18 protein-coding genes are annotated in these 22,237 nt (G+C 60.5%); 11 read left to right on the plus strand and 7 right to left on the minus strand.

Going from position 1 to position 22,237, the window contains the following annotated elements:
• The first annotated feature begins 561 nt into the window (after nt 1-561).
• The gene (rne, locus tag ACZZ0Q_RS15900) at nt 562-3,768 is read left to right on the plus strand and encodes a ribonuclease E (protein ID WP_463541630.1); all 3,207 of its coding nucleotides are present in this window, start codon (nt 562-564) and stop codon (nt 3,766-3,768) included.
• Between the two features lie 381 nt (nt 3,769-4,149).
• Here rne and ACZZ0Q_RS15905 read toward each other — a convergent pair whose 3' ends face one another.
• The gene (locus tag ACZZ0Q_RS15905; RefSeq protein WP_463541629.1) at nt 4,150-4,485 is read right to left on the minus strand and encodes a hypothetical protein; all 336 of its coding nucleotides are present in this window, start codon (nt 4,483-4,485) and stop codon (nt 4,150-4,152) included.
• 346 nt (nt 4,486-4,831) lie between these two features.
• On the opposite strand from ACZZ0Q_RS15905, the gene ACZZ0Q_RS15910 reads away from it, so the two are divergent.
• The 3 genes from ACZZ0Q_RS15910 to ACZZ0Q_RS15920 all read left to right on the plus strand — a co-directional run bounded on the left by ACZZ0Q_RS15910 (nt 4,832) and on the right by ACZZ0Q_RS15920 (nt 8,180).
• Entirely contained in the window at nt 4,832-5,479 is a 648-nt protein-coding gene (locus ACZZ0Q_RS15910) for a 7-cyano-7-deazaguanine/7-aminomethyl-7-deazaguanine transporter (protein ID WP_463541628.1), read from the plus strand.
• 294 nt (nt 5,480-5,773) lie between these two features.
• Nucleotides 5,774-7,240 carry a nucleobase:cation symporter-2 family protein gene (locus ACZZ0Q_RS15915; protein WP_122496794.1) on the plus strand — a complete coding sequence of 489 codons (1,467 nt, stop codon included), beginning with the start codon at nt 5,774-5,776 and terminating at the stop codon, nt 7,238-7,240.
• A 127-nt stretch (nt 7,241-7,367) separates the two neighbouring features.
• Entirely contained in the window at nt 7,368-8,180 is an 813-nt protein-coding gene (locus ACZZ0Q_RS15920) for an outer membrane protein OmpK (protein ID WP_463541627.1), read from the plus strand.
• A gap of 347 nt (nt 8,181-8,527) precedes the next feature.
• On the opposite strand, the gene ACZZ0Q_RS15925 is transcribed toward ACZZ0Q_RS15920, so the two are convergent.
• The 3 genes from ACZZ0Q_RS15925 to moaA all read right to left on the minus strand — a co-directional run bounded on the left by ACZZ0Q_RS15925 (nt 8,528) and on the right by moaA (nt 11,173).
• Entirely contained in the window at nt 8,528-8,977 is a 450-nt protein-coding gene (locus ACZZ0Q_RS15925; protein ID WP_122496790.1) for a PA2169 family four-helix-bundle protein, read from the minus strand.
• 210 nt (nt 8,978-9,187) lie between these two features.
• On the minus strand, nt 9,188-10,006 hold the full coding sequence (locus ACZZ0Q_RS15930; RefSeq protein ID WP_463541626.1) for a substrate-binding periplasmic protein: 819 nt from the start codon (nt 10,004-10,006) through the stop codon (nt 9,188-9,190).
• A gap of 162 nt (nt 10,007-10,168) precedes the next feature.
• Nucleotides 10,169-11,173 (minus strand): GTP 3',8-cyclase MoaA, encoded by a 1,005-nt coding sequence (moaA, locus tag ACZZ0Q_RS15935; RefSeq protein WP_463542309.1) that lies wholly within the window; start codon nt 11,171-11,173, stop codon nt 10,169-10,171.
• A 303-nt stretch (nt 11,174-11,476) separates the two neighbouring features.
• On the opposite strand from moaA, the gene ACZZ0Q_RS15940 reads away from it, so the two are divergent.
• Nucleotides 11,477-12,115, plus strand: a complete 639-nt coding sequence (locus tag ACZZ0Q_RS15940) for a TetR/AcrR family transcriptional regulator (RefSeq protein WP_463541625.1) — start codon at nt 11,477-11,479, stop codon at nt 12,113-12,115.
• A gap of 194 nt (nt 12,116-12,309) precedes the next feature.
• Here the strand turns inward: ACZZ0Q_RS15940 and ACZZ0Q_RS15945 are convergent, their stop codons facing one another.
• Nucleotides 12,310-12,741: a GlcG/HbpS family heme-binding protein gene (locus tag ACZZ0Q_RS15945; protein WP_122451365.1), complete on the minus strand. Its 432-nt coding sequence runs from the start codon at nt 12,739-12,741 to the stop codon at nt 12,310-12,312.
• Between the two features lie 327 nt (nt 12,742-13,068).
• Here ACZZ0Q_RS15945 and gcl point away from each other — a divergent pair, with 327 nt between their 5' ends.
• The 6 genes from gcl (at nt 13,069) to ACZZ0Q_RS15975 (ending at nt 20,794) form a co-directional block, all read left to right on the plus strand.
• The gene (gcl, locus tag ACZZ0Q_RS15950) at nt 13,069-14,844 is read left to right on the plus strand and encodes a glyoxylate carboligase (protein ID WP_463541624.1); all 1,776 of its coding nucleotides are present in this window, start codon (nt 13,069-13,071) and stop codon (nt 14,842-14,844) included.
• Nucleotides 14,845-15,004: 160 nt separating this feature from the next.
• Nucleotides 15,005-15,787, plus strand: coding sequence for a hydroxypyruvate isomerase (gene hyi / locus ACZZ0Q_RS15955; protein WP_463541623.1), 783 nt, complete (start codon nt 15,005-15,007; stop codon nt 15,785-15,787).
• A gap of 11 nt (nt 15,788-15,798) precedes the next feature.
• Nucleotides 15,799-16,689, plus strand: coding sequence for a 2-hydroxy-3-oxopropionate reductase (locus ACZZ0Q_RS15960; protein ID WP_122451362.1), 891 nt, complete (start codon nt 15,799-15,801; stop codon nt 16,687-16,689).
• A 239-nt stretch (nt 16,690-16,928) separates the two neighbouring features.
• Nucleotides 16,929-18,203 carry a glycerate kinase type-2 family protein gene (locus ACZZ0Q_RS15965; protein WP_463541622.1) on the plus strand — a complete coding sequence of 425 codons (1,275 nt, stop codon included), beginning with the start codon at nt 16,929-16,931 and terminating at the stop codon, nt 18,201-18,203.
• Entirely contained in the window at nt 18,200-19,645 is a 1,446-nt protein-coding gene (pyk, locus tag ACZZ0Q_RS15970) for a pyruvate kinase (protein ID WP_463541621.1), read from the plus strand. The genes ACZZ0Q_RS15965 and pyk overlap by 4 nt, the downstream gene beginning before the upstream one ends.
• A 252-nt stretch (nt 19,646-19,897) precedes the next feature.
• Nucleotides 19,898-20,794, plus strand: coding sequence for an urea transporter (locus ACZZ0Q_RS15975; protein WP_463541620.1), 897 nt, complete (start codon nt 19,898-19,900; stop codon nt 20,792-20,794).
• Nucleotides 20,795-20,977: 183 nt separating this feature from the next.
• Here the strand turns inward: ACZZ0Q_RS15975 and ACZZ0Q_RS15980 are convergent, their stop codons facing one another.
• Nucleotides 20,978-21,442 carry a glycine zipper 2TM domain-containing protein gene (locus tag ACZZ0Q_RS15980; protein WP_122451358.1) on the minus strand — a complete coding sequence of 155 codons (465 nt, stop codon included), beginning with the start codon at nt 21,440-21,442 and terminating at the stop codon, nt 20,978-20,980.
• A gap of 102 nt (nt 21,443-21,544) precedes the next feature.
• A complete protein-coding gene (gene pdxH / locus ACZZ0Q_RS15985; protein WP_463541619.1) occupies nt 21,545-22,192 on the minus strand; it encodes a pyridoxamine 5'-phosphate oxidase in 648 nt (215 codons plus the stop codon).
• Between the last annotated feature and the right edge of the window lie 45 nt (nt 22,193-22,237).

The following is a 22,237-nucleotide window of genomic DNA, read 5'->3' on the forward strand; positions in this document are numbered from 1 at the left end:
CATAACAATTTTTTATTGATTTGAAGCACTTAATCATTGCTGCTATAGTCCCGAACGCCGCCAAAAGCGGCCCGGTTGCGGATGTTTGCCCACCTTTGCAAGCCCCTCCCGTGTGCAACGTAATTCTGGACGTAAGGCCGTCCCACGGAATATTCAAAGATCGATGGCTGAAAAGGGCCACGAATAATCCGGAAATAACGCCTTGAGCCATGACGCGCTAACTGCCCTCGGGGAAGTTAGCGGTAAATGCCAACCCGCTGCAGATTCTGCGAGCGGCACCCGATTTTCAGCGATACGTGTAGGGTGGAGATGCACAACCTCGGACTGCGTAGCTTCAGAAGACGTGTTATTTCGTCCGCTACCGATGGTTGATTCCTCCTCCTGACCAAGTGCTTGTTTCACAACAGCAAGCAGGAGACGTCTGTCGCCACCCCGGCCCCGTTGGCCGGCGTTGTTAGACATGGAACGACTTACAACCGTTTCTGACGAGCCCTGACACCGACCCTGAGAGTCGTGTGTGCCGAACGCCGTTTCCGGCAGCCCGGAAACCGACGGTACTACATGAAAAGAATGCTGATTAACGCGACTCAACCTGAAGAGTTGCGTGTCGCACTGGTAGATGGTCAGAAACTCTACGACCTCGATATTGAATCGGGCGCTCGTGAGCAGAAAAAGGCCAACATCTACAAAGGCAAAATCACCCGCATCGAACCCAGCCTTGAAGCCGCTTTTGTTGATTTCGGCTCCGACCGCCACGGCTTCTTGCCCCTCAAAGAAATTTCCCGCGAATACTTCAAGAAAGCACCTGAAGGCCGCGTCAACATTAAAGAAGTGTTGAGCGAAGGTCAGGAAGTCATCGTTCAAGTTGAAAAAGAAGAACGTGGTAACAAGGGCGCCGCCCTCACTACGTTTATCAGCCTGGCCGGACGTTATCTGGTTCTGATGCCGAACAACCCGCGTGCCGGTGGCATCTCGCGCCGCATCGAAGGCGAAGAGCGTAACGAACTGCGTGAAGCCTTGAACGGTCTGGTTGCGCCAAGCGACATGGGCCTGATCGTGCGCACTGCCGGCCTGGGCCGCAGCAGCGAAGAAATGCAGTGGGACCTCGATTACCTGCTGCAACTGTGGAGCGCGATCAAAGAAGCATCGCTGGACCGCTCCGCTCCGTTCCTGATCTACCAGGAAAGCAACGTCATCATTCGCGCCATCCGCGACTACCTGCGCCAGGACATCGGCGAAGTATTGGTCGACAGCGTCGAAGCTCAGGAAGAAGCCCTCAGCTTCATCCGCCAGGTGATGCCGCAGTACGCCAGCAAGATCAAGCTGTACGAAGACAGCGTGCCGCTGTTCAACCGTTTCCAGATCGAAAGCCAGATTGAAACCGCGTTCCAGCGTGAAGTGAAGTTGCCGTCTGGCGGCTCCATCGTTATCGATCCGACCGAAGCCCTGGTGTCCATCGACATCAACTCGGCGCGCGCCACCAAAGGCAGCGACATCGAAGAAACTGCGCTGCAAACCAACCTTGAAGCCGCTGAAGAAATCGCACGTCAACTGCGCCTGCGTGATATCGGCGGCCTGATCGTGATCGACTTCATCGACATGTCGCCTGCGAAAAATCAGCGCGCCGTGGAAGAGAAAGTCCGCGAAAGCCTTGAAGCTGACCGCGCCCGCGTACAAGTGGGTCGCATCTCGCGCTTCGGTCTGCTGGAAATGTCCCGTCAGCGTCTGCGCCCTTCGCTGGCTGAAGGCAGCGGTATCGTCTGCCCGCGTTGCAACGGTCAGGGCATTATCCGTGACGTTGAATCGCTGTCTCTGGCGATTCTGCGTCTGATCGAAGAAGAAGCCCTGAAAGACCGCACCGCCGAAGTTCGCGCCCAAGTGCCGATTCCGGTTGCTGCGTTCCTGCTTAACGAGAAGCGCAACTCGATTACCAAAATCGAACTGCGTACCCGTGCCCGCATCGTCATTCTGCCGAACGACCACCTGGAAACGCCGCACTTCGAAGTGCAGCGAATCCGTGACGACAGCCCTGAAGCTCAGACGTCCCAGTCGAGCTACGAAATGGCTGCCGCCGAAGTGGAAGAAGTCGCACAAACGGCTGCGACTCGCACCCTGGTTCGCCAGGAAGCCGCCATCAAGGCCACCCCACAACGCGCTGCACCGACGCCTGCTGCTACCGAGCAACCTGCTCCTGCCGCTGAACCAAGCCTGTTCCGTGGCCTGGTGAAGTCGCTGGTTAGCCTGTTCGCCGGCAAGGAAGAAGAAAAGCCGGTTGTTGTCGAGAAGAAAACCACCGGCGACCGCCCACAGCGCAGCGATGAGCGTCGTAACGGTCGTCAGCAGAACCGCAACCGTGGCGGCCGTCGTGACGAAGAGCGCAAGCCGCGCGAAGACCGTGGCCCACGCGAAGAACGTGCACCGCGCGAGCCGCGTGAAGAACGTGCGCCTCGTGAAGCCCGCGAGCCGCGTGAACCGCGTGAAGACCAGGCGCCACGTGAAGAGCGCGCACCCCGCGCCCCGCGTGAAGAACGCAAACCACGTGAGCCACGTGCCCCGCGTGAAGATCGCGCCCCACGTGAAGATCGCCCACAACGCGAACTGCGTGAGCCCCTGGACGCACAAGGCCAGGAGACTCCAAGCGAGGAGCGTGTTGAGCGCAAACCGCGCGAAGAGCGTCAGCCACGTGCACCGCGTGAAGAACGCCAACTGCGCCCAACCATTGAGGCTGCCGGTACCGAAGAAGAACTGCTGAACACCGATGAGCAGCACGATGAAGATCAGGACAACGCCGAGGGCGGTGACCGTCCACGTCGCCGTTCCCGTGGTCAGCGTCGTCGCAGCAACCGTCGTGAGCGTCAGCGTGATGCCAACGGCAACATCATCGAAGGCAGCGAAGAAGGTAATGAAGAGGCCAGCGGCAACGCTGAAGCTCCGCGTACCGAAGCGCCGACCGCTGAAGTTGCCACCGCCGTAGCTGCTGCCGCTGCCGTTGCTGTTAGCGAAATCGTTGCCGAGCAACACACCGCTGAAGCGGTAAACGTTGAGCCGGCCAGCGAGCCGCAAACCGCCGCGACCGAGCACAGCGAACCTGTTGCTGTGGTAGAGGCGCCTGCGGTTGAAGCAGCCGTTGAAGCGCCTGCGCTTGAACCGGTTGTAGCTGAACCGGCTGTCGCTGAACCGACTGAGGCAGAAGCCAGCACCGTTGAAAGCACCACCGTGCAAGCGAGCGTCAACGAAGCGCCTGCTTACGAAGCGCCAGTCACCGTTGAAGCGGCTCCGGTCGTTGAAGCGGCTCCTGCACCCGCAGAGCCTGCGCCAGCGCCGGTAGTTGAAGCCGTGGAAGTGGCCGTGGTGGCTGAAGTGGCTGAAGTGGTCGCCGAGGCTGCTCCCATCGTCGCCAGCAATGGCCGCGCCCCGAACGACCCACGCGAAGTGCGTCGCCGTCAGCGTGAAGCCGAGCGTCTGGCCAAGGAAGCTCAGGAAGCCTCCGCTTCGGTGGTCGACGCCGTGGCTGCCGCTGAGCCCGTTGGTATAACTGCCCACGCCATTGCTGACGTTGAGCACACCGTTGAAGAAGAGAAAGCCAAGCAAGACGACACGGCCGAGCCTGCTCCCGTGCACGTGGCTGAACCGGCTGTAATCGCTGACAGCAGCGTCGAGGAAAGCAAGGCCGAAGAAACCAGCGCTGCACTACCGGCCGCGCAGGAAGAAGTCGCTGAGCACGCCGAGAAAGAAGAAGACAAGAACGAGAACAAACCGCTCGTTTAAGCCTTGGCGCTGATTTAGCGCTGTACGAAAAAGGGATGCCAAATGGCATCCCTTTTTTATTGCGCGTGGTTTATCGCCTGCACCCGCACCTCACCGCTTTCGTACGAGCCACCTCTATGGCGAACCTTGCACAGCGCGGCGTCCGACGTTTGCAGGGTTCGCCAGCAAGCTGGCTCCTACGGGACGGCGGGAAGGTTTGGATATGGGGTATGCAGGCCAGACCAATCGCGGCTAAAGCCGCTCCCACAGCGCCCCCAGTTTTGTCGTCTTGCGGCGTTTGTAGGAGCCACCTTGGTGGCGAATCCTGGAAACGTTAAATCGCCGTTTGCGGCCTCGATTCCCTGGAACCACCGGGGCCGCAGCCGGAACGAACATCCTCACTTACCCCGCCCTACGCTGCCCCGCCATATCCAACGCATCTGCCACCAGCGCATACCCCTGCGCGTCGTTGCGCCATACCAGTCCGCCTTGCCACATGCGGCGCAGCGCCTGGCTTAGGCAGAGTTGGGAAATGGGCACGTGGGCATCAATCAACCGCGCGTGAATTTCTTGCAGCGTCAGGGCCTGGCCTTGTTCGCTGCATTCACACAGCACGTCAAGAATCTTCAAGCGCGGCTGACTGCATTTCAGGCCGGCGGCGCCGAGGATGCGTTTGAAGCGCTGGTTGCTGTGCTGGGCAGGCAGGCTAGCCAGCCGTGCCAGTTGAGGCTGGTTCATGGTTGAACCTCGCGTTTGCTGAATGACATCGCTACGTCGTACCCACTCGCCATTGCCAGAGCCACCCTGCCCTCGTTCGGTCTGTTCACTCGTTTCATGTGCAACTCCTTGACCCCGGCGCTCGTGGAAAAATGTGGCGCCTTATTAACAAGACGGATGAGCCGGCAAAAACCGCAAAAGATTCTGACCAAAAGGCACACAGTGGACGTGGACCACAGCGACATTCCCGCGCAATAACCCACCCATCAGCAAAGCCGAAGGCAATACGCACACGGCGCGCGCAGCAGGTAGAATGCGCGCCGTTTCCATGGGTTCCCTAACCCCATCGATCAAAAAGGTGCGGCTTATGTCTTTGATTTCTGCTGACCGTCGGCGCAGCGCGCTAGCGTTTCTGGTGCTGTTCCACATCGTCATCATCATCGCTAGCAACTACCTGGTGCAGCTGCCGATCACCCTGTTCGGCTGGCACACCACATGGGGCGCGTTCAGCTTCCCGTTTATTTTCCTGGCTACCGACCTCACCGTGCGCCTGCTCGGCAAAGGGCCGGCGCGCCTGGTAATTGCTCAGGTGATGGTGCCGGCTCTGGTGGTCTCGTACATCGTGTCGGTGCTGTTTCAGGAAGCCAGTTTTCGCGGCGCTAACGCGCTGTTGGAATTCAACGAATTCGTGTTGCGCATTTCGCTGGCCAGCTTCCTTGCCTACGCCCTGGGGCAGATTCTCGACATTCAGGTATTCGACCGTTTGCGCCAACTGCGCCAATGGTGGATCGCGCCCACGGTGTCGACCATCTTCGGCAACCTGCTCGACACCTTCGTGTTCTTCGCCGTCGCCTTCTGGCACAGCAGCAACCCGTTTATGGCCGAGCACTGGGTGGAAATCGCCACGGTCGACTACGGCGTGAAGCTGACCATCAGCCTGCTGCTGTTCGTGCCGCTGTATGGCGTGTTGCTCAATGCCATCTTGCGCGTACTTGCGGGCCGCCCGGCCCGCTAAATCCTGCGCTGATTATCGAGGCTAAAGCCTCTCCTACAGGTCCGAGCGGTCGCTGTGGGAGAGGCTTTAGCCTCGATTCCTTCCGTCTCGACCATGGCTTTTCGCCAGCCGCGCGCTTTCGGCCCGCCCATCAATTTTGTGCACAATCCTAAATAAAATTGTTCCACATCCTGTCCACAAGTGATTATGATCGGCACATTCTGACCAGGTAGACAGATTTTTCATCCTGGCGGACAGAGGGTCACTGACCCTCGTGAGCCCATGACCGAATAAAAACAATTGGCAGGCGCAACTATGACTACACCCGATAGCTCCACCCGCTCGGACCTCATCTACGGTCTTAATGACCGCCCGCATTTCAGTGCAGCGTTGTTCGCCGCCCTGCAACACGTTCTTGCCAGCTTCGTTGGCATCATCACCCCCACCTTGATCATCGGCGGCGCCCTGGGCCTGCAGAGTGAAGTGCCGTACCTGATCAGCATGGCGTTGTTCGTCTCTGGGCTGGGTACGTTCATTCAGGCACGTCGCTTCGGCCCGGTAGGCTCCGGCCTGTTGTGCCTGCAAGGCACCAGCTTTGCCTTTATCAGCGTGATTCTCAGCGCCGGTTTTATGGTGAAGTCACGCGGTGGCGGCACCGATGAAATTCTCTCTACGATTTTTGGCGTGTGCTTTTTCGCCGCGTTTATCGAGGTCACCCTCAGCCAGTTCATTGGCAAGCTGCGCAAGCTGATCACCCCGGTGGTGACCGGCACCATCATTACCTTGATGGGCCTGTCGCTGATCAAGGTGGCGGTTACCGATATGGCCGGCGGCTTCGGCGCGGCCGACCTCGGCGCCCTTACCAACCTGGGCCTGGCCTTTCTGGTGCTGGCGATCATCGTGGTGTTGAACCGTTTCGACATTCCGATCCTGCGGCTGTCCGCCATTATCATCGGCCTGGGCATCGGCTTTGTGGTGGCGTGGGCGATGGGCAAGGTGGATTTCGCGGCCATGCCGGACGTCGCTGCGGTCAGCATTCCGGTGCCGTTCAAGTACGGGTTCTCGTTTGACCTGTATGCATTTATTCCGGTCGCAGTAATCTTCCTGATTACCCCACTGGAAGCCGCTGGCGACCTTACCGCCAACTCGATGATTTCCCAGCAGCCGGTGCGCGGCCCTGTCTATATCCGCCGCATCAAGTCGGGCTTGCTTGCCGACGGCCTCAACTCGGCCATGGCCGCTGTGTTCAACAGCATGCCGATGGTGACGTTCGCGCAGAACAACGGCGTCATCCAGCTGACTGGCGTGGCCAGCCGCTACGTGGCGTACTTTATTGCCGCCCTGCTGGTGCTATTGGGCCTGTTCCCGGTGGTCGGCGCGGTGTTGCAGCTGATGCCAAAACCGGTACTCGGTGGCGCCACCTTGATCATGTTCGGCACCGTGGCGGTGGCCGGTATCAAGATTCTCTCCGAGGCGGGCCTACACCGTCGCAACATGCTCATCGTGTCGATCTCGCTCGGCCTGGGCCTGGGCGTTGCGGCCGTTCCGGAAGTGCTGCGCGAGTTGCCAAGCGCGCTGCATAACATCTTCGAATCGCCGATCACGGTCGGTGCTTTTGCCGCCATCTTGCTCAATATCTTCCTGCCGGAAGAGTACCTGGACGAAGTGGACGAGCATGAATTCGATCCGGAAGCCTCGATTGTCGAGGTGATGCAAAACCCGAGCGACGACGACATCGCCCTCGACCAGGCGCGCGCCGCCAAAGCCAGCCTGCAAAGCTGACGCGCCCGCCTTACCCCGTTCAACCTGAACGCTGCACAGCGTCCGCACCTCGCCAGGGTCGGGCGTTGTGCGGTGTCTGGGCTGGAAGACCTGCACTACCCTCACTAAAAACAACAAGGAAAACCCCATGAACCTGAAGCGTTTGCCGCACTGCCTCGCGCTGTCTGCCGGTCTGTTCACTGGTAGCCAGGCTGCGTTGGCGGATGACCTGCTGCAATGGCAGAACAACAGCCTGACCTACCTGTACGGCCAGGATTTCAAGGTCAACCCTGAAATCCAGCAAACCGTCACCTTCGAGCACGCGGACGGCTGGAAGTACGGTGACAACTTCCTGTTTATCGACAAGATTTTCTACAACGGTAAAGCCGACTCGGGCGTGGGCAACAACACTTACTACGGTGAATTCAGCCCGCGTTTTTCGTTGAGCAAAATTACCGGCGAGAAGATCAGCTTCGGCCCAGTCAACGACGTGTTGCTGGCCTTCACCTATGAATTCGGCGAAGGCGATGTGGAGTCGTACCTGGTTGGCCCGGCGTTCGACCTGAACATCCCCGGCTTCGACTTCTTCCAGCTCAACTTCTACAACCGCCAAACCGACGGCAATCGCCCTGGCGATGACGTCTGGCAGATCACCCCGGCCTGGAGTTACACCATTCCAGTCGGTGGCTCGGACATCCTGATCGATGGGTTTATGGACTGGGTAGTCGACAACGACGAGAACGCCCGGGGCACGTACCACGCCAACCTGCACTTCAACCCACAGATCAAATACGACCTGGGCAAAGCGCTGCACTGGGGCGAAAAGCAGTTGTACGTTGGTATCGAGTACGACTACTGGAAAGACAAATACGGCATCGACGACGACAGCTTCCTCGGCGACCAAATTCTAGATGGCACTGACCAGAACACGGCGAGTCTGCTGGTGAAAGTGCACTTCTAAACCGGTTTCGGGGTGGCGAACGGCTGCTGGGTAGGCAGAGTTGTTCGTCATCCCGAAAGCTAAAAACTCGAGGCTAAAGCCTCTCCTACAAGGGCGTGTTTGCTCATGTAGGAGAGGCTTTAGCCTCGAGTTTTTGATTAAAGAAAAAGGCAGGGTTTGCTCGTCACTCGCAAAGAGAAAAGCTCGAGGCTGAGCCTCTCCTACGAGGACGTTTTTGCTCCTGTGGGAGAGGCTTTAGCCTCGAGCTTTTGATCTAAAAAAAGGGCGAGTCGCATGCAGCGACCCGCCCTTTTCACGTTAACCAGCGACGAATGAGCGCCGGTTAACGACCACCTGCGGTGCCCGTGTTAGCTGGCACGCGCCATGTTGCGCAGGGCTTTAACCTGGTCGTGGTTGCGCTGAACGCCTTGGCGTTGTTTTTCAACGATGCTGCGTACGTTTGACGGCAGCTCTTTTTCCAGCGCTTCGTTGTAATGCTTCAGGGCCACGTCTTCGCCGCGCTCGCATTCGTTGAGAATGGCGGTTTCGCTATGGCCGGTGAGTGCGCTTTTCAGGTTGACCCAACCGCGGTGCAGGTCGCCTGTGGTGCTGGTGCTGGTTTCCGGGTCGCCGCCGAGGCTGCGCACCAGTTGCTGTAGCTCGCTGGCCGCAGCCGCACATTCCGCGGCGCGCTGGCTGAACAAGCCTTTGAGTTCGGCATTTTCAACGTCGTTCGCGCACTCACGGAAGCCTTTCTCACCGTCTTTGCTGGTCTCGATCAGGTTGTTGAGTACCGAGATAGTGTCTTTGCTTTCCATGGTCAAAATCCTCTCTTGGCGAGCAGCGTCACGCTGCAGGTTGTTGGCCGATGTGCCCGTTTGGGCTTCATCGACCGCTCGCAAAAATGGACGTGACCCGTTGCGTAAAGGTTCAGGCCATTCGCCGACCGGTACGCGCGGAAGGCAACCGACGACCGCGCTAAAACGCAGGCGCAGCGCGGCCTCTAACCGCTTGTCAGGGCCGCAGGTTCACGGCGCCGGTTTGGCTTTCTGACGCTTGAGAAAATCCACTTTCCACTGTTCCAGCCCCATGAATTCCGAGTCGAGATTGGCCTCGACCTGGTACTTGTCTTTGAGCGCAGCGATAGCCTCGTGTTGCTCGGCGAGGAACTGGTCAAAGCGCTGAATCAGCTCGGGATGCTTGCTGCTCGACAGGTGAAAGGTGCCGCGCGTGTACGGCAGCTTGGAATCGAACACCAACGCACCGGGACGGGCGCGAATGTTGTCGAGGTAATAGGTGGCGACCACCACGTTGAAGTAGGCGCCATCGGCTTCTTTTTTCAGCGCCAGCTTGATCATCGCGGGCAAATCGTCGCCCTCAATCAGGCGCGTTTGCTTGGCCTCGATGCGGGTCTGATAGGCCCACGGCGTCCAGCCGTTAACGATGGCCAGCCGCTGCAAGGTAGCGACGCCCTGCCCTTGCTGCTTGGGCGGCACCAGCACGCCGTCCACGTAATTCACCACGGCCTGGCTATAGCGCAGGGTTTTGCCGGCCTTTTGCTCCTGCGCCCAGGTGCTGTTGTCCGGGTACTTGAAATCCACTTCACCCTGCAGCAACGCCGGCAGCAAACGCTCGACCGGCAACGGCCGGTACTCCAACTGCACGCCGGCTTTGGCGGCAAACAGGTCAAGCACTTCCCGGGCAAAGCCGGAATAGTTGCCCTGTTTGTCGGTGGCGTAGTGCGGCAAGAACGGCGTGTTTTCCACGCCGACCACGTAGGTTTGGGCGTGGGCGCTGGTAGTGATTAATAGCGCGGCGATGGCGGTGCAAACGAGCTTCGGTTTCACGGCAGTTTTCCTGTTTTTGTTTTTGTGGAAGGGACGGCACCCTGCGCGCCAGCAGGATCAATGGTGTTTCCAGGAATCGAGGCTAAAGCCTCTCCCACAAAGTCAGCTCGGGCCTGTAGGAGAGGCTTCAGCGTCGAGCTTTTCATTTCCCGTATTGGCAGTTCAGCCGCCAGTCATGCTCATAAACCGCAGCACTTGCACTTGCTCGGCTTGGTCGAAGTGATGGCGTTCGGGCTTGAGTTGCAGGGCGCTAACCAGCGCCTGACGCAAGCGCTCGCTGTCGCCGGGATGGGCACGCATGAGGCCTTTCAAATCGAGGGCGCCTTCGTGACCGAGGCACAGCACCAGCTTGCCCTCGGCGGTCACGCGCACACGGTTGCAGTCGCCGCAAAAGTTGTGACTGTGCGGCGAGATAAAACCGACCTGCGTGTCGCTACCAACCACCTGCCAATAGCGCGACGGCCCGCCGGTGACGCGGCTGCTGCGCAACAGGGCGAAGCGCTGTTCGATCAGCGCGCGCACCTGGTCGCTGGAGCAAAAGGTCTGTTCACGTTGATGGCTGGTGACCGAGCCCAACGGCATTTCTTCGATAAAACTGATGTCCAGCCCGCGCTCGACGGCGAACTGCACGAGGTCATGCACTTCGTCATCGTTGCGCCCGCGTTGCACCACGCAGTTGAGCTTGATGCGCGCGAAGCCCGCCGCCCGCGCGGCCTCGATGCCGGCGAGCACGTGTTCCAGCGCGTCGCGGCGGGTGAAGGCGGCGAAACGCTCGCGCTGCAACGAGTCGAGGCTGATGTTCAAGCGCTTGACGCCCGCCTCACGCAGCGGCTCGGCGAGGTGGCCGAGCTGCGAGCCGTTGCTGGTGATGGCCAAATCTTCCAGCTCGCTCCGTGCGCCGAGGCGTTGTAGCAGACCGAGTACCCCCTTGCGCACCAGCGGTTCGCCGCCGGTGATGCGGATGCGTTTAACGCCCAGCCCGATAAACGCGTCGGCCACGGCGTACAGCTCTTCGAGGGTAAGAATGTGCGCGCGCGGGGCGAACTGCATGTCTTCGCTCATGCAGTACGTGCAGCGAAAATCGCAGCGGTCGGTAACCGACAAACGCAGGTAGGTGATGCGCCGCCCGAAGGGATCGACCAGGCTGGCGTCAGGTGCAAGCGGCAAGGACACGACGGATCTCCAACTGCTCAGGGAGCCGAAAAAGGGGACGTAAGAATTAGCTGACCACAAAGTCAGAAATGTACTCAAAAAATGCTGATTGCGTATACAAGAATTTTGCTCAGCCGATGTTTTGTAGGAGCTACCTTGGTAGCGAATGGGCTCTCGCGCATATCAATGTTTTCAGGGTTCGCGAGCGAGCTCGCTCCTACGTCCTGTGCATGATTGAGCCTCGCGCAAACGCGGTGCTACCATGCCCGACCACTCAGCAAGCCCATCGATGCGGTGCCACAGCAAAAGAGTCTTTAGATGACCAGTATCCGTGAGCGCAACAAAGAGTTGATTCTGCGCGCAGCCAGCGAAGAGTTCGCCGACAAAGGCTTCGCCGCCACCAAGACCAGCGACATCGCCGCCAAAGCGGGCTTGCCCAAGCCCAACGTGTATTACTACTTCAAGTCCAAAGAAAACCTGTACCGCGAGGTGCTCGAAAGCATCGTCGAACCGTTGCTGCACGCCTCGCAGCCATTCAACGAAGGCGGCCAACCGGCCGATGTGCTGCGCGCCTACATCCGCTCGAAAATTCGCATTTCCCGCGACCTGGCCTACGCCTCGAAAGTGTTCGCCAGTGAAATCATGCACGGCGCCCCACACCTGTCCGCCGAGCAAACCGCGCAACTGAACGCCCAGGCCAAGCACAACATCAGCTGCATTCAAGCCTGGATCGACCAAGGCCTGATGGCCAAGGTAGACCCGCACCATTTGCTCTTCAGCATCTGGGCCGCCACGCAAACCTACGCCGATTTCGACTGGCAGATTTCCATCGTCACGGGCAAATCCAAGCTCAACGACGCCGACTATGAGGCGGCGGCCGAGACGATTATTCGGATGGTGATTAAAGGGTGTGAGGTGAGTGAGGGGGCTGGGGCTAAGGTTAAGGTGGTTGGGTAAGGCGGTTTTTCTGTACAAGCCTTAACTGTGGCTTCGCTGAGTACTTTGCTCGCCTTAAGATTCTGGATTCCCGCTTTCGCGGGAATGACGGAGTTGTAGGTAAGGTCACCGTCATTCCCGCGCAAGCGGCGGTCCGACGATTCGGGATCCAGAGTTTCGGACCAATCACCGCTCCCTAATCAACCAATACCCTCCTACCCAATATCCGCCTGCAACCCCGCCGCCAACACCCCCTTCACGGCACATTGCTCATCAATGTCCGACGTATCACCACTAATCCCCACCGCCCCAATCACCTGATTATTCGCATCGCGAATCAGCACGCCGCCTGGAGCCGGAATGACGTTGCCGTTGGCCAGCGTGTTCACAGCGGCAATAAAGCTCGGCCGTTGCTGCGCGTCATTGGCGATCTGCCGCGAGGCCTTGCCAAGCGCCACCGCGCCCCAGGCTTTGCCGATGGCAATTTGCGGGCGAAGCATGCTTGAGCCGTCTTCGCGCAGCAGCGAAATCAGATGCCCGCCAGCGTCCAGCACCGCAATGGTCAGGGGCGCTGCCGAGGCCGCGCGGCCTGCGGACTGGGCTTGTTCGGTGATCTGGGTGGCGAGTTGCAGGGTTAAAGCGCTCATGGGGTAAGTCCCTTCTTGTAATTGAAAGCGTACGGAACACATCACCGGAGCACGCAAACGCACCCGGCGGTGCAATCGAAAGACGGCTTAACTATCGCAGGCAAAACAAAAAACGCAAGCTGTTGATACAATCTCATCCTATTTTGTATACATACACCTTTACCCAATCCCACGCCGCCCCTGAAACCCGCGCTAAAACAGGCGTTTTAAATCTGTCTCGCCTCGCAGCGCTTTGCCCGCGAAAAAATGTTGACCTTAAAGTCATGCCCTGAATAGAATCCGCCACAGCAAGTTGTATACAATTTAAGAACAAAAGAGGCACAACAAATGGCCAAAATGAGAGCAATCGAGGCAGCAGTCCTCGTTATGCGCCGCGAAGGCGTCGACACCGCGTTTGGTATTCCCGGCGCCGCCATCAACCCCCTGTACGCCTCGCTGAAAAAAGTCGGCGGCATCGACCACGTTCTGGCTCGCCACGTGGAAGGCGCTTCGCACATGGCCGAGGGTTACACCCGCACTAAAGCGGGCAACATCGGTGTGTGCATTGGCACCTCCGGTCCTGCCGGCACCGACATGGTCACTGGTTTGTACAGCGCCAGCGCCGACTCCATTCCGATTCTGTGCATCACCGGCCAGGCGCCGCGTGCCCGTATGCACAAGGAAGATTTCCAGGCCGTCGATATCACCAGCATCGTCAAGCCAGTGACCAAGTGGGCAACCACCGTCATGGAACCGGGCCAAGTGCCGTACGCGTTCCAGAAAGCCTTTTATGAAATGCGCAGCGGCCGCCCAGGCCCCGTGCTGATCGACCTGCCGTTCGACGTGCAGATGGCTGAAATCGAATTCGACATCGACGCCTACCAGCCGCTGCCGCTGAGCCGCCCTGCCGCCAACCGCGCCCAGGCCGAAAAAGCTCTGGCGCTGTTGAACGAGGCCGAGCGTCCACTGCTGGTAGCCGGTGGTGGCGTGATCAACGCCGATGCCAGCGACAAGCTGGTCGAGTTCGCCGAATTGGTCGGCGTGCCGGTGGTTCCAACCCTGATGGGCTGGGGCACCATTCCAGACGACCACCCGCTGATGGTCGGAATGGTCGGCCTGCAAACCTCGCACCGCTACGGCAACGCCACGCTGCTGGAGTCGGACCTGGTGTTCGGCATCGGCAACCGTTGGGCCAACCGCCACACCGGTTCGGTGGATGTGTACACCGAAGGTCGCCGCTTTATTCACGTGGATATCGAGCCGACGCAAATCGGTCGCGTGTTCAACCCGGACCTGGGCATCGTTTCCGACGCCGGCGCCGCGTTGGATATGTTCATCACCGTGGCCAAGGAATGGAAAGCCGCTGGCAAGCTGAAAAACCGTGCCGCCTGGCTGGATTCCTGCCACCAGCGCAAACGCACCCTGCAGCGCAAAACCCACTTCGACAACGTGCCGGTTAAACCGCAGCGCGTGTACGAAGAAATGAACGAAGCCTTCGGCAAAGACACCTGCTACGTCAGCACCATCGGTCTGTCGCAAATTGCCGGCGCGCAGTTCCTGCACGTGTACAAGCCGCGTCACTGGATCAACTGTGGCCAGGCCGGCCCGCTGGGCTGGACCATTCCTGCTGCCCTGGGCGTGGTGAAAGCTGACCCAAGCCGCAAAGTAGTCGCGCTGTCTGGCGACTATGACTTCCAGTTCATGATCGAAGAGCTGGCCGTGGGCGCGCAATTCAACCTGCCGTACATCCACGTGGTGGTGAACAACTCCTACCTGGGTCTGATCCGTCAGGCACAGCGCGGCTTCGAGATGGATTACTGCGTGCAGCTGGCCTTCGAAAACATCAACGCGCCGGAGCTGAACGGTTACGGCGTGGACCATGTGGCCGTCGCTGAAGGCCTGGGTTGCAAGGCCATTCGTGTGTTCGAGCCGAACGAGATTCAGCCGGCCCTGCGTCAGGCGCAAGAGTTGATGGCACAGCACCGCGTACCGGTGGTGGTGGAAATCATTCTGGAGCGCGTGACCAACATCTCCATGGGCACCGAGATCAATGCCGTCAACGAGTTCGAAGACCTGGCGCTGACCGGCTCGGATGCGCCGACCGCGATTTCGATGCTGGACTAAAAGCGGCCCTCTCCCCCAGCCCCTCTCCCGCGAGCGGGCGAGGGGAGACAAGCGCGACCGCGAAACAACCACCGATCAATCCCCTCGCCCGCTTGCGGGAGAGGGTTAGGGAGAGGGGCCGTTGCTCTTGCCTTCTCCCAGCCAAATCGAGGAGTGCCCCATGCCACGCTTTGCCGCCAACCTGTCCATGCTGTTCACCGAAGTGGACTTCCTGGACCGTTTCGACGCTGCCGCCCAAGCCGGTTTCAGCGGCGTTGAATACCTGTTTCCGTACGACTTTGCCCCCGAAGAAATCAAAGCCCGCCTGAACACCCACAAGCTTGAGCAGGTGCTGTTCAACCTGCCCGCCGGTGACTGGGCCAAGGGTGAGCGCGGCATCGCCTGCCACCCGGATCGCGTTGAAGAATTCCGCGCAGGCGTGGACAAAGCCATCGCCTACGCCAAGGTACTCGGCAACACGCAAATCAACTGCCTGGCCGGCATCCGTCCGCAAGGTCCGGATTGCGCCACGGTTGAGCAGACCTTCGTAGACAACCTGAAATACGCGGCTGAAAAGCTGCAAGCCGCCGGTATCAAGCTGGTCATGGAAATGATCAACACCCGCGACATTCCCGGCTTCTACCTGAACACCACCAAGCAGGCGCTGGCCATTCGCGACAAGGTCGCCAGCAGCAACCTGTTCCTGCAGTACGACATCTACCACATGCAAATCATGGAAGGTGACCTGGCCCGCAGCCTGGAAGGCAACCTGGCCGCGATCAACCACGTGCAGCTGGCCGACAACCCCGGCCGCAACGAGCCTGGCACGGGTGAAATCAACTACCGCTTCCTGTTCGAGCACCTGGACCGCATCGGGTATCAGGGCTGGGTTGGCTGTGAATACAAGCCTGCCACCACCACCGCCGCCGGCCTCGGCTGGCTCAAGACTCATAACGCCATCTAAGGAGCATTCCCATGGCTAAAATCGGTTTTATCGGCACCGGCATCATGGGCAAACCCATGGCCCAAAACCTGCAAAAAGCAGGTCACACCCTGTTCTTCTCCGAGCACTTCGACAAAGCCCCGGCCGACCTGCTGGGCGACAACGGCGTTGGCCTGGCCAACCCGAAGGAAGTGGCGCAGGAATCCGAATTCATCATCATCATGGTGCCGGATACCCCGCAGGTTGAAGACGTGCTGTTCCGCAAAGACGGCGTGGTCGAAGGCGTTGGCGCCGGCAAAGTGGTCATCGACATGAGCTCGATCTCCCCTACCGCCACCAAAGCCTTCGCCGAAAAAATCAAAGCCACCGGTGCTGCCTACCTCGACGCTCCGGTGTCTGGCGGTGAAGTGGGCGCCAAAGCGGCCACCCTGTCGATCATGGTCGGTGGTTGCCCGAATGCCTTCGAGCGCGTGCTGCCGCTGTTCCAGGCCATGGGCAAAAACATCACCCGCGTGGGCGGCAATGGCGACGGTCAGACCGCCAAAGTGGCCAACCAAATCATCGTTGCCCTGAACATTCAGGCCGTTGCCGAAGCCCTGCTGTTCGCCGCCAAGAACGGCGCTGATCCGGCCAAGGTGCGTGAAGCGCTGATGGGCGGTTTCGCCGGTTCGAAAATTCTCGAAGTGCACGGCGAGCGCATGATCAAAGGCACCTTCGACCCAGGCTTCCGCATCAGCCTGCACCAGAAAGACCTCAACCTGGCCCTGGCCGGTGCCAAAGAGCTGGGCCTGAACCTGCCCAACACCGCCAACGCCCAGCAAGTGTTCAGCACCTGCGCCGCCATCGGTGGCAGCAATTGGGACCACTCGGCGTTGATCAAAGGCCTGGAGCACATGGCCAACTTCTCGATTCGCAAGGACTAAGCAATACGTGGGTTGGGCTGGTCTGCTTGGTGATCCTCATCGTGGCCCCCGCTCGTTGGTTCGCCAACGGACCGTTCCAACCCACGCCCCTTTTCGACCTGCCCGGTAAGCGGTGTCACGGCCTGCAAGCCGGGTGGGTCGATTTCAGTCCACAGCCCTTGTGCCCGTATAGGCACAGCGAGGCCTGCGGACTGCAATCGACCTGCACGCATAACAAGAAACGAGTTGGAGTAGTCCTGATGAACCTCGACCCCAAGAGCCTGCTGCGCGACCTGTTCGCCACCGCCATCGACGCCGCCCACCCCCGCCAGGTATTGGCCGACCACCTTCCCGCCGACCGCAGCGGCCGAGTGATTGTCATCGGCGCCGGCAAGGCGGCGGCGGCCATGGCCGAAGTGGTGGAGCGCGAGTGGCAGGGCGAGGTGTCCGGCCTGGTGGTGACGCGCTACGAGCACGGCGCCAACTGCCAGAAAATCGAAGTGGTGGAAGCCGCGCATCCAGTGCCGGACGACGCCGGTGAACGCGTCGCCCGCCGTGTGCTGGAGTTGGTGAGCAATCTGCAAGAAAGCGACCGCGTCATCTTCCTGCTGTCCGGTGGCGGCTCGTCGCTGCTGGCCTTGCCCGCTGCCGGCATCAGCCTGCAAGACAAACAGGCGCTGAACAAAGCGCTGCTCAAATCCGGCGCCACCATTGGCGAGATGAACTGCGTGCGCAAGCACCTCTCGGCCATCAAAGGCGGGCGTCTGGCCAAAGCCTCGTGGCCAGCCAGCGTGTACACCTACGCGATTTCCGATGTGCCGGGCGATGAAGCCACGGTGATTGCCTCCGGCCCGACCGTGGCCGACCCCACCACCTCGCAGCAGGCGCTGGCGATTCTGGCGCGTTACAACATCGACATTCCCGCCAACGTGCGCGACTGGCTGCACAGCCCGGCATCGGAAACCGTGAAACCCGGCGACCCGTGCCTGGCGCGCAGCCACTTCCAATTGATCGCCACGCCCCAGCAGTCGCTCGACGCCGCAGCCGCCAAGGTTGAAGCCGCCGGTTTGCCGGTATTGATTCTCGGCGACCTGGAAGGTGAGTCACGGGAAGTGGCCAAGGTGCACGCCGGCATCGCCCGGCAGATTCAACTGCACGGCCAGCCGATCAAACCGCCGTGCGTGATTCTGTCGGGCGGCGAAACCACTGTGACCGTGCGCGGTAACGGGCGTGGCGGACGCAACGCCGAGTTTCTGCTGAGCCTGACCGAAAGCCTCAAAGGCCTGCCCGGCGTGTATGCACTGGCCGGTGACACCGACGGCATCGACGGCTCCGAAGACAATGCCGGCGCGCTGATGACGCCCAGCAGCTACGCCCGCGCCGCCGCGCTGAACCTTTCGGCCAGCGATGAGCTGGATAACAACAATGGCTATGGCTACTTCGCGGCCCTGGACGAGCTGATCGTCACCGGCCCGACACGGACCAACGTCAACGATTTTCGCGCCATTCTGATTCTTGAGAAGCCTGCCCAATGAGCCTGCCTAGCCCTAACGAAAAGAAACCCAACGCTGACAAGAAAGTAAAAATTCTCGCCACCCTCGGCCCAGCTGTGCGCGGCGTTGATGACGTGCGGCATCTGGTCGAAGCCGGGGTCAACCTGTTCCGCCTCAACTTCAGCCACGGCGAGCACGCTGACCACGCCGAGCGCTATCAATGGGTGCGCGAAGTGGAGCGCCAGCTGAACACGCCCATCGGCATTCTGATGGACCTGCAAGGGCCGAAGCTCCGCGTGGGCCGGTTTGCCGCCGGCAAGGTCAACCTAAACCGTGGTCAGGCGTTCCGCCTCGATTTGGACACCACGCCCGGCGATGAACGCCGGGTCAATCTGCCCCACCCGGAAATCATTGAGGCGCTGGAGCCAGGCATGAGCTTGCTGCTCGATGACGGTCGCCTGCGTCTGGAAGTGACGCGCAAGCAGAACACCGGGGTCGACACCCTGGTGAGCGCCGGTGGCGAGCTGTCGGACCGCAAAGGCGTGAACGTGCCGGAAGCCGTGCTGCAACTGAGCCCGCTGACGAAAAAAGACCGCATCGACCTCGACTTCGGCCTGCAACTGGGCGTGGACTGGGTGGCGCTATCGTTCGTACAGCGCCCGGAAGACATCGTCGAAGCCCGCGAGCTGATTCAGGGCAAAGCCTTCCTGATGGCGAAAATTGAAAAGCCCTCGGCCGTGCAACACCTCGAAGCCATCGCCCAACTGTGCGACGCGATCATGGTGGCCCGTGGCGATTTGGGCGTGGAAGTGCCAGCCGAGAACGTGCCGCGCATTCAGAAAGACATCATTCGCACCTGCCGCCAGCTGGGTAAACCGGTGGTGGTGGCCACGCAGATGCTGGAGTCGATGCGCTTCTCCCCGGCCCCGACCCGCGCTGAAGTCACCGATGTCGCCAACGCCGTGGCTGAAGGTGCAGACGCAGTGATGCTGTCGGCCGAAACCGCCTCGGGCGACTACCCGCTCGAAGCCGTAAGCATGATGAGCAAAATCATCCGCCAGGTTGAAAACGGCCCGGACTTCCAGGCCCAGCTCGACGTCAGCCGCCCACAAGCCGAGGCCACCGCCTCGGACGCCATCAGCTGCGCCATTCGCCGAATCAGCGGCATTCTGCCGGTGGCGGCACTGGTGAACTACACCGAATCCGGCAGCTCCAGCCTGCGCGCCTCCCGCGAGCGACCGAAAGCGCCCATCCTCAGCCTGACCCCCAACATCCAGACTGCCCGCCGCCTCTCCGTGGCCTGGGGCATTTACTCGGTGGTGAACGCACGGTTGAGCAAGGTCGAGGAAATCACCACCACCGCATTGGAAATCGCCCAGGCGACCAACATGGCCAAGCGTGGGGATACGGTGGTGATTACGGCGGGGATGCCGTTTGGGCAGTCGGGGACGACGAACAGTTTGAGAATTGAAACCCTTCTCTAAGCCTGACTATTCGCAAAAGCGAGGGTTTCGGGGCTAGAGCCAGGCAAGGCGAGACCCTGCGAAGCAGCGCAGCGTAGTCAACTACGTGAGCAGCGCACGCAGGGTCTCAACGCAGCATGGCCGACGACCCGGAAGCCGGACAGGAAAAAGCAAATCCCATCTGGTTCATGCCAGTTTGGCGTTCGTCGTGCCCTCGTCGAACGCCTTTTTTTTAAGCCAAGGAACCCTGTAGGAGCGGCTGACGTAACGACCATGCCCCACTTCACCTACGGCAAAGCCCTGCTCCACGGCTGCAGCCAAATCTTCCTGCAACAGCACGCCCTCTTCGGCGTGCTGTGTTTGCTCGCCATTGCCGTCGGTGCGCCGCACTTGCTGGGCGGCGCCTTGCTCGGTGGTTTCGCCGCCACATTGGCAGCGCGGCGGCGCGGTTATGAGCTCGCCGATATCAACGCCGGCCTGTACACCTATAACGGCGTGCTGCTGGGCCTGATGCTGTGCAACCGCTTCGCCTGGTCGGCGCTGCTGCCGTTGTTGATCATCGCCAGCGCCGGCGCGTCGAGCCTGGTGTTGAACCGGCTGATGCGCGGCAGCCGTCAGCGTCAGTGGTTGCCGGCCTTTACCGCGCCCTTTGTGGGGCTGAGCTGGTTGGTGCTGAATTTGCTGCCCGTGACCCTGACGCCGCCTTTGCAAGCGACTGTGCCGAGCATGGTCACGCTGGATGCGCCTGGCATTGGCGCGGCGCTGTTAAGAGGCATCGGTCAGGTGATCTTTTTAGGCGAGCCGCTGGCGGGCGCCATTGTGTTGATCGGTCTGTTTGTCGCCAGCCGCCGTGCCGCGCTGTGGGCGCTGGCGGGCTCGGCCATCGGGCTCGGCGTGGCGCTGCAACAAGGTTGGAATAACGAACACGCGCTGAATGGGCTGTACGGCTACAACGGCGCGTTGGTGGGGGTGGCGCTGAGTCAGGTGTATCGAAACCTAGCGGTGATCGTGCTGGGTATTTTGCTGGCGTTGCCGTTACAACCGGGCTTCGCGGCGTTCGCGCTGCCGGAGCTGACGGCGCCGTTTATTTTGGCCTGTTGGCTGGTGCAGGCGACGCATCGGACGTTGCAGCGTGGGGCGGAGGATTCGCGGCCGAAGCGGCTTCTTTAACGGCGACCCTCTCCCCTAGCCCCTCTCCCGTAAACGGGCGAGGGGAATCTAATCACCGATGCGCGTGACCCTCCGCGTTCAAGCGCCCTCTCCCGCTCGTGGAAGAGGGCTGGGGTGAGGGGCCGCGAATCTGGCGCCCACAAAAAAGCCGGCCCTGAGGCCGGCTCTTCATTACCGCTGCAATCAGTGCGCGACGCGGCTGGTGCCGTTGACGCTCATGATGCGAACACGTTCGCCGACGCGGAAAATCTCGTTTTCCTGCACTTCCTGCACATAGGCGCGCATGCTGCCGTCGTCTTCGCGAACGGTGATTTCCACACCTTGCGCGCGGGTCAGGCCTTCTTCAGTTACCGAACCCAACAGCCCGCCGGCAACGGCGCCGATTACCGCCGCAACGATGCTGCCGCGACCGCCGCCAACGGTGCTACCCGCAACACCACCGACCACGGCACCTGCGCCGGCGCCGATTGGCGTTTTAGTGCCTTCGATTTTGACCGGACGCAGCGATTCAACGGTGCCCATGCGTACGGTTTGCACGGTGCGCGCTTCATCACGCGAGTAGGAGTCGCCCGTCAGACTGGACTGGCAACCGGTGAGTGCCAGGGCCGCAACCGTGAACGACGCGACTAACAATAAAGACTTACGCATAACGGTACCTCCGGGAGATGACAGGCCATTAGACAGCGCCGCTCAAGGCGATGTCACGGGCGCCGCACAAGATTAGCTCCTGATTGAGCTGAACGGTCCAAATCAGGGCGCCAAGCGCTCACGCAACCACGTGCCGTTGTCTAGACGATAGTTCAAACGGTCATGCAGACGACTGGCGCGGCCCTGCCAGAACTCCACGCGCTCGGGCACCAGGCGATAACCGCCCCAGTGCGGCGGGCAGGTGGGCGCTGAATCCAGAAAACGCCGTTCGGTTTCCGCCAGCAGCTCTTCAAGCTCGCCACGGTCTTCGATCACCCGGCTTTGCGGCGAGGCCCATGCGCCCAAACGACTGCCCAGCGGACGAATTTGAAAGTAGGCGTCGGATTCCTCCGCGCTGACCTTTTCCACCCGCCCCTCGATGCGTACCTGACGCTCTAGGGTCGGCCAGAAAAAGGTCATGGCGGCGAACGGACGCGCCGCCAGTTGCTCGCCCTTGGCACTTTCGTAGTTGGTAAAGAAGGTAAAACCCTGCTCATCGACGCTTTTTAGCAGCAGTACTCGGCAATGCGGGCGGCCGTCGGCGTCGACGGTGGCCAGGGTCATAGCGTTGGCTTCCACTGGCAATTGCTCGGTGCTGCGCGCATCGGCGAACCATTGCTGGAACAACGCCACGGGCGCGTCCGGGGCTTGCGCCTCGGTGAGCCCGTCACGGGTGTAGTCACGGCGCATATCGGCCAAATTAGCGGTCATCACGCGGCTCCTTGAGTGTTAACAAGCGGCGGACACAGACCACCC

This window comes from Pseudomonas sp. AC070, from assembly GCF_979258635.1.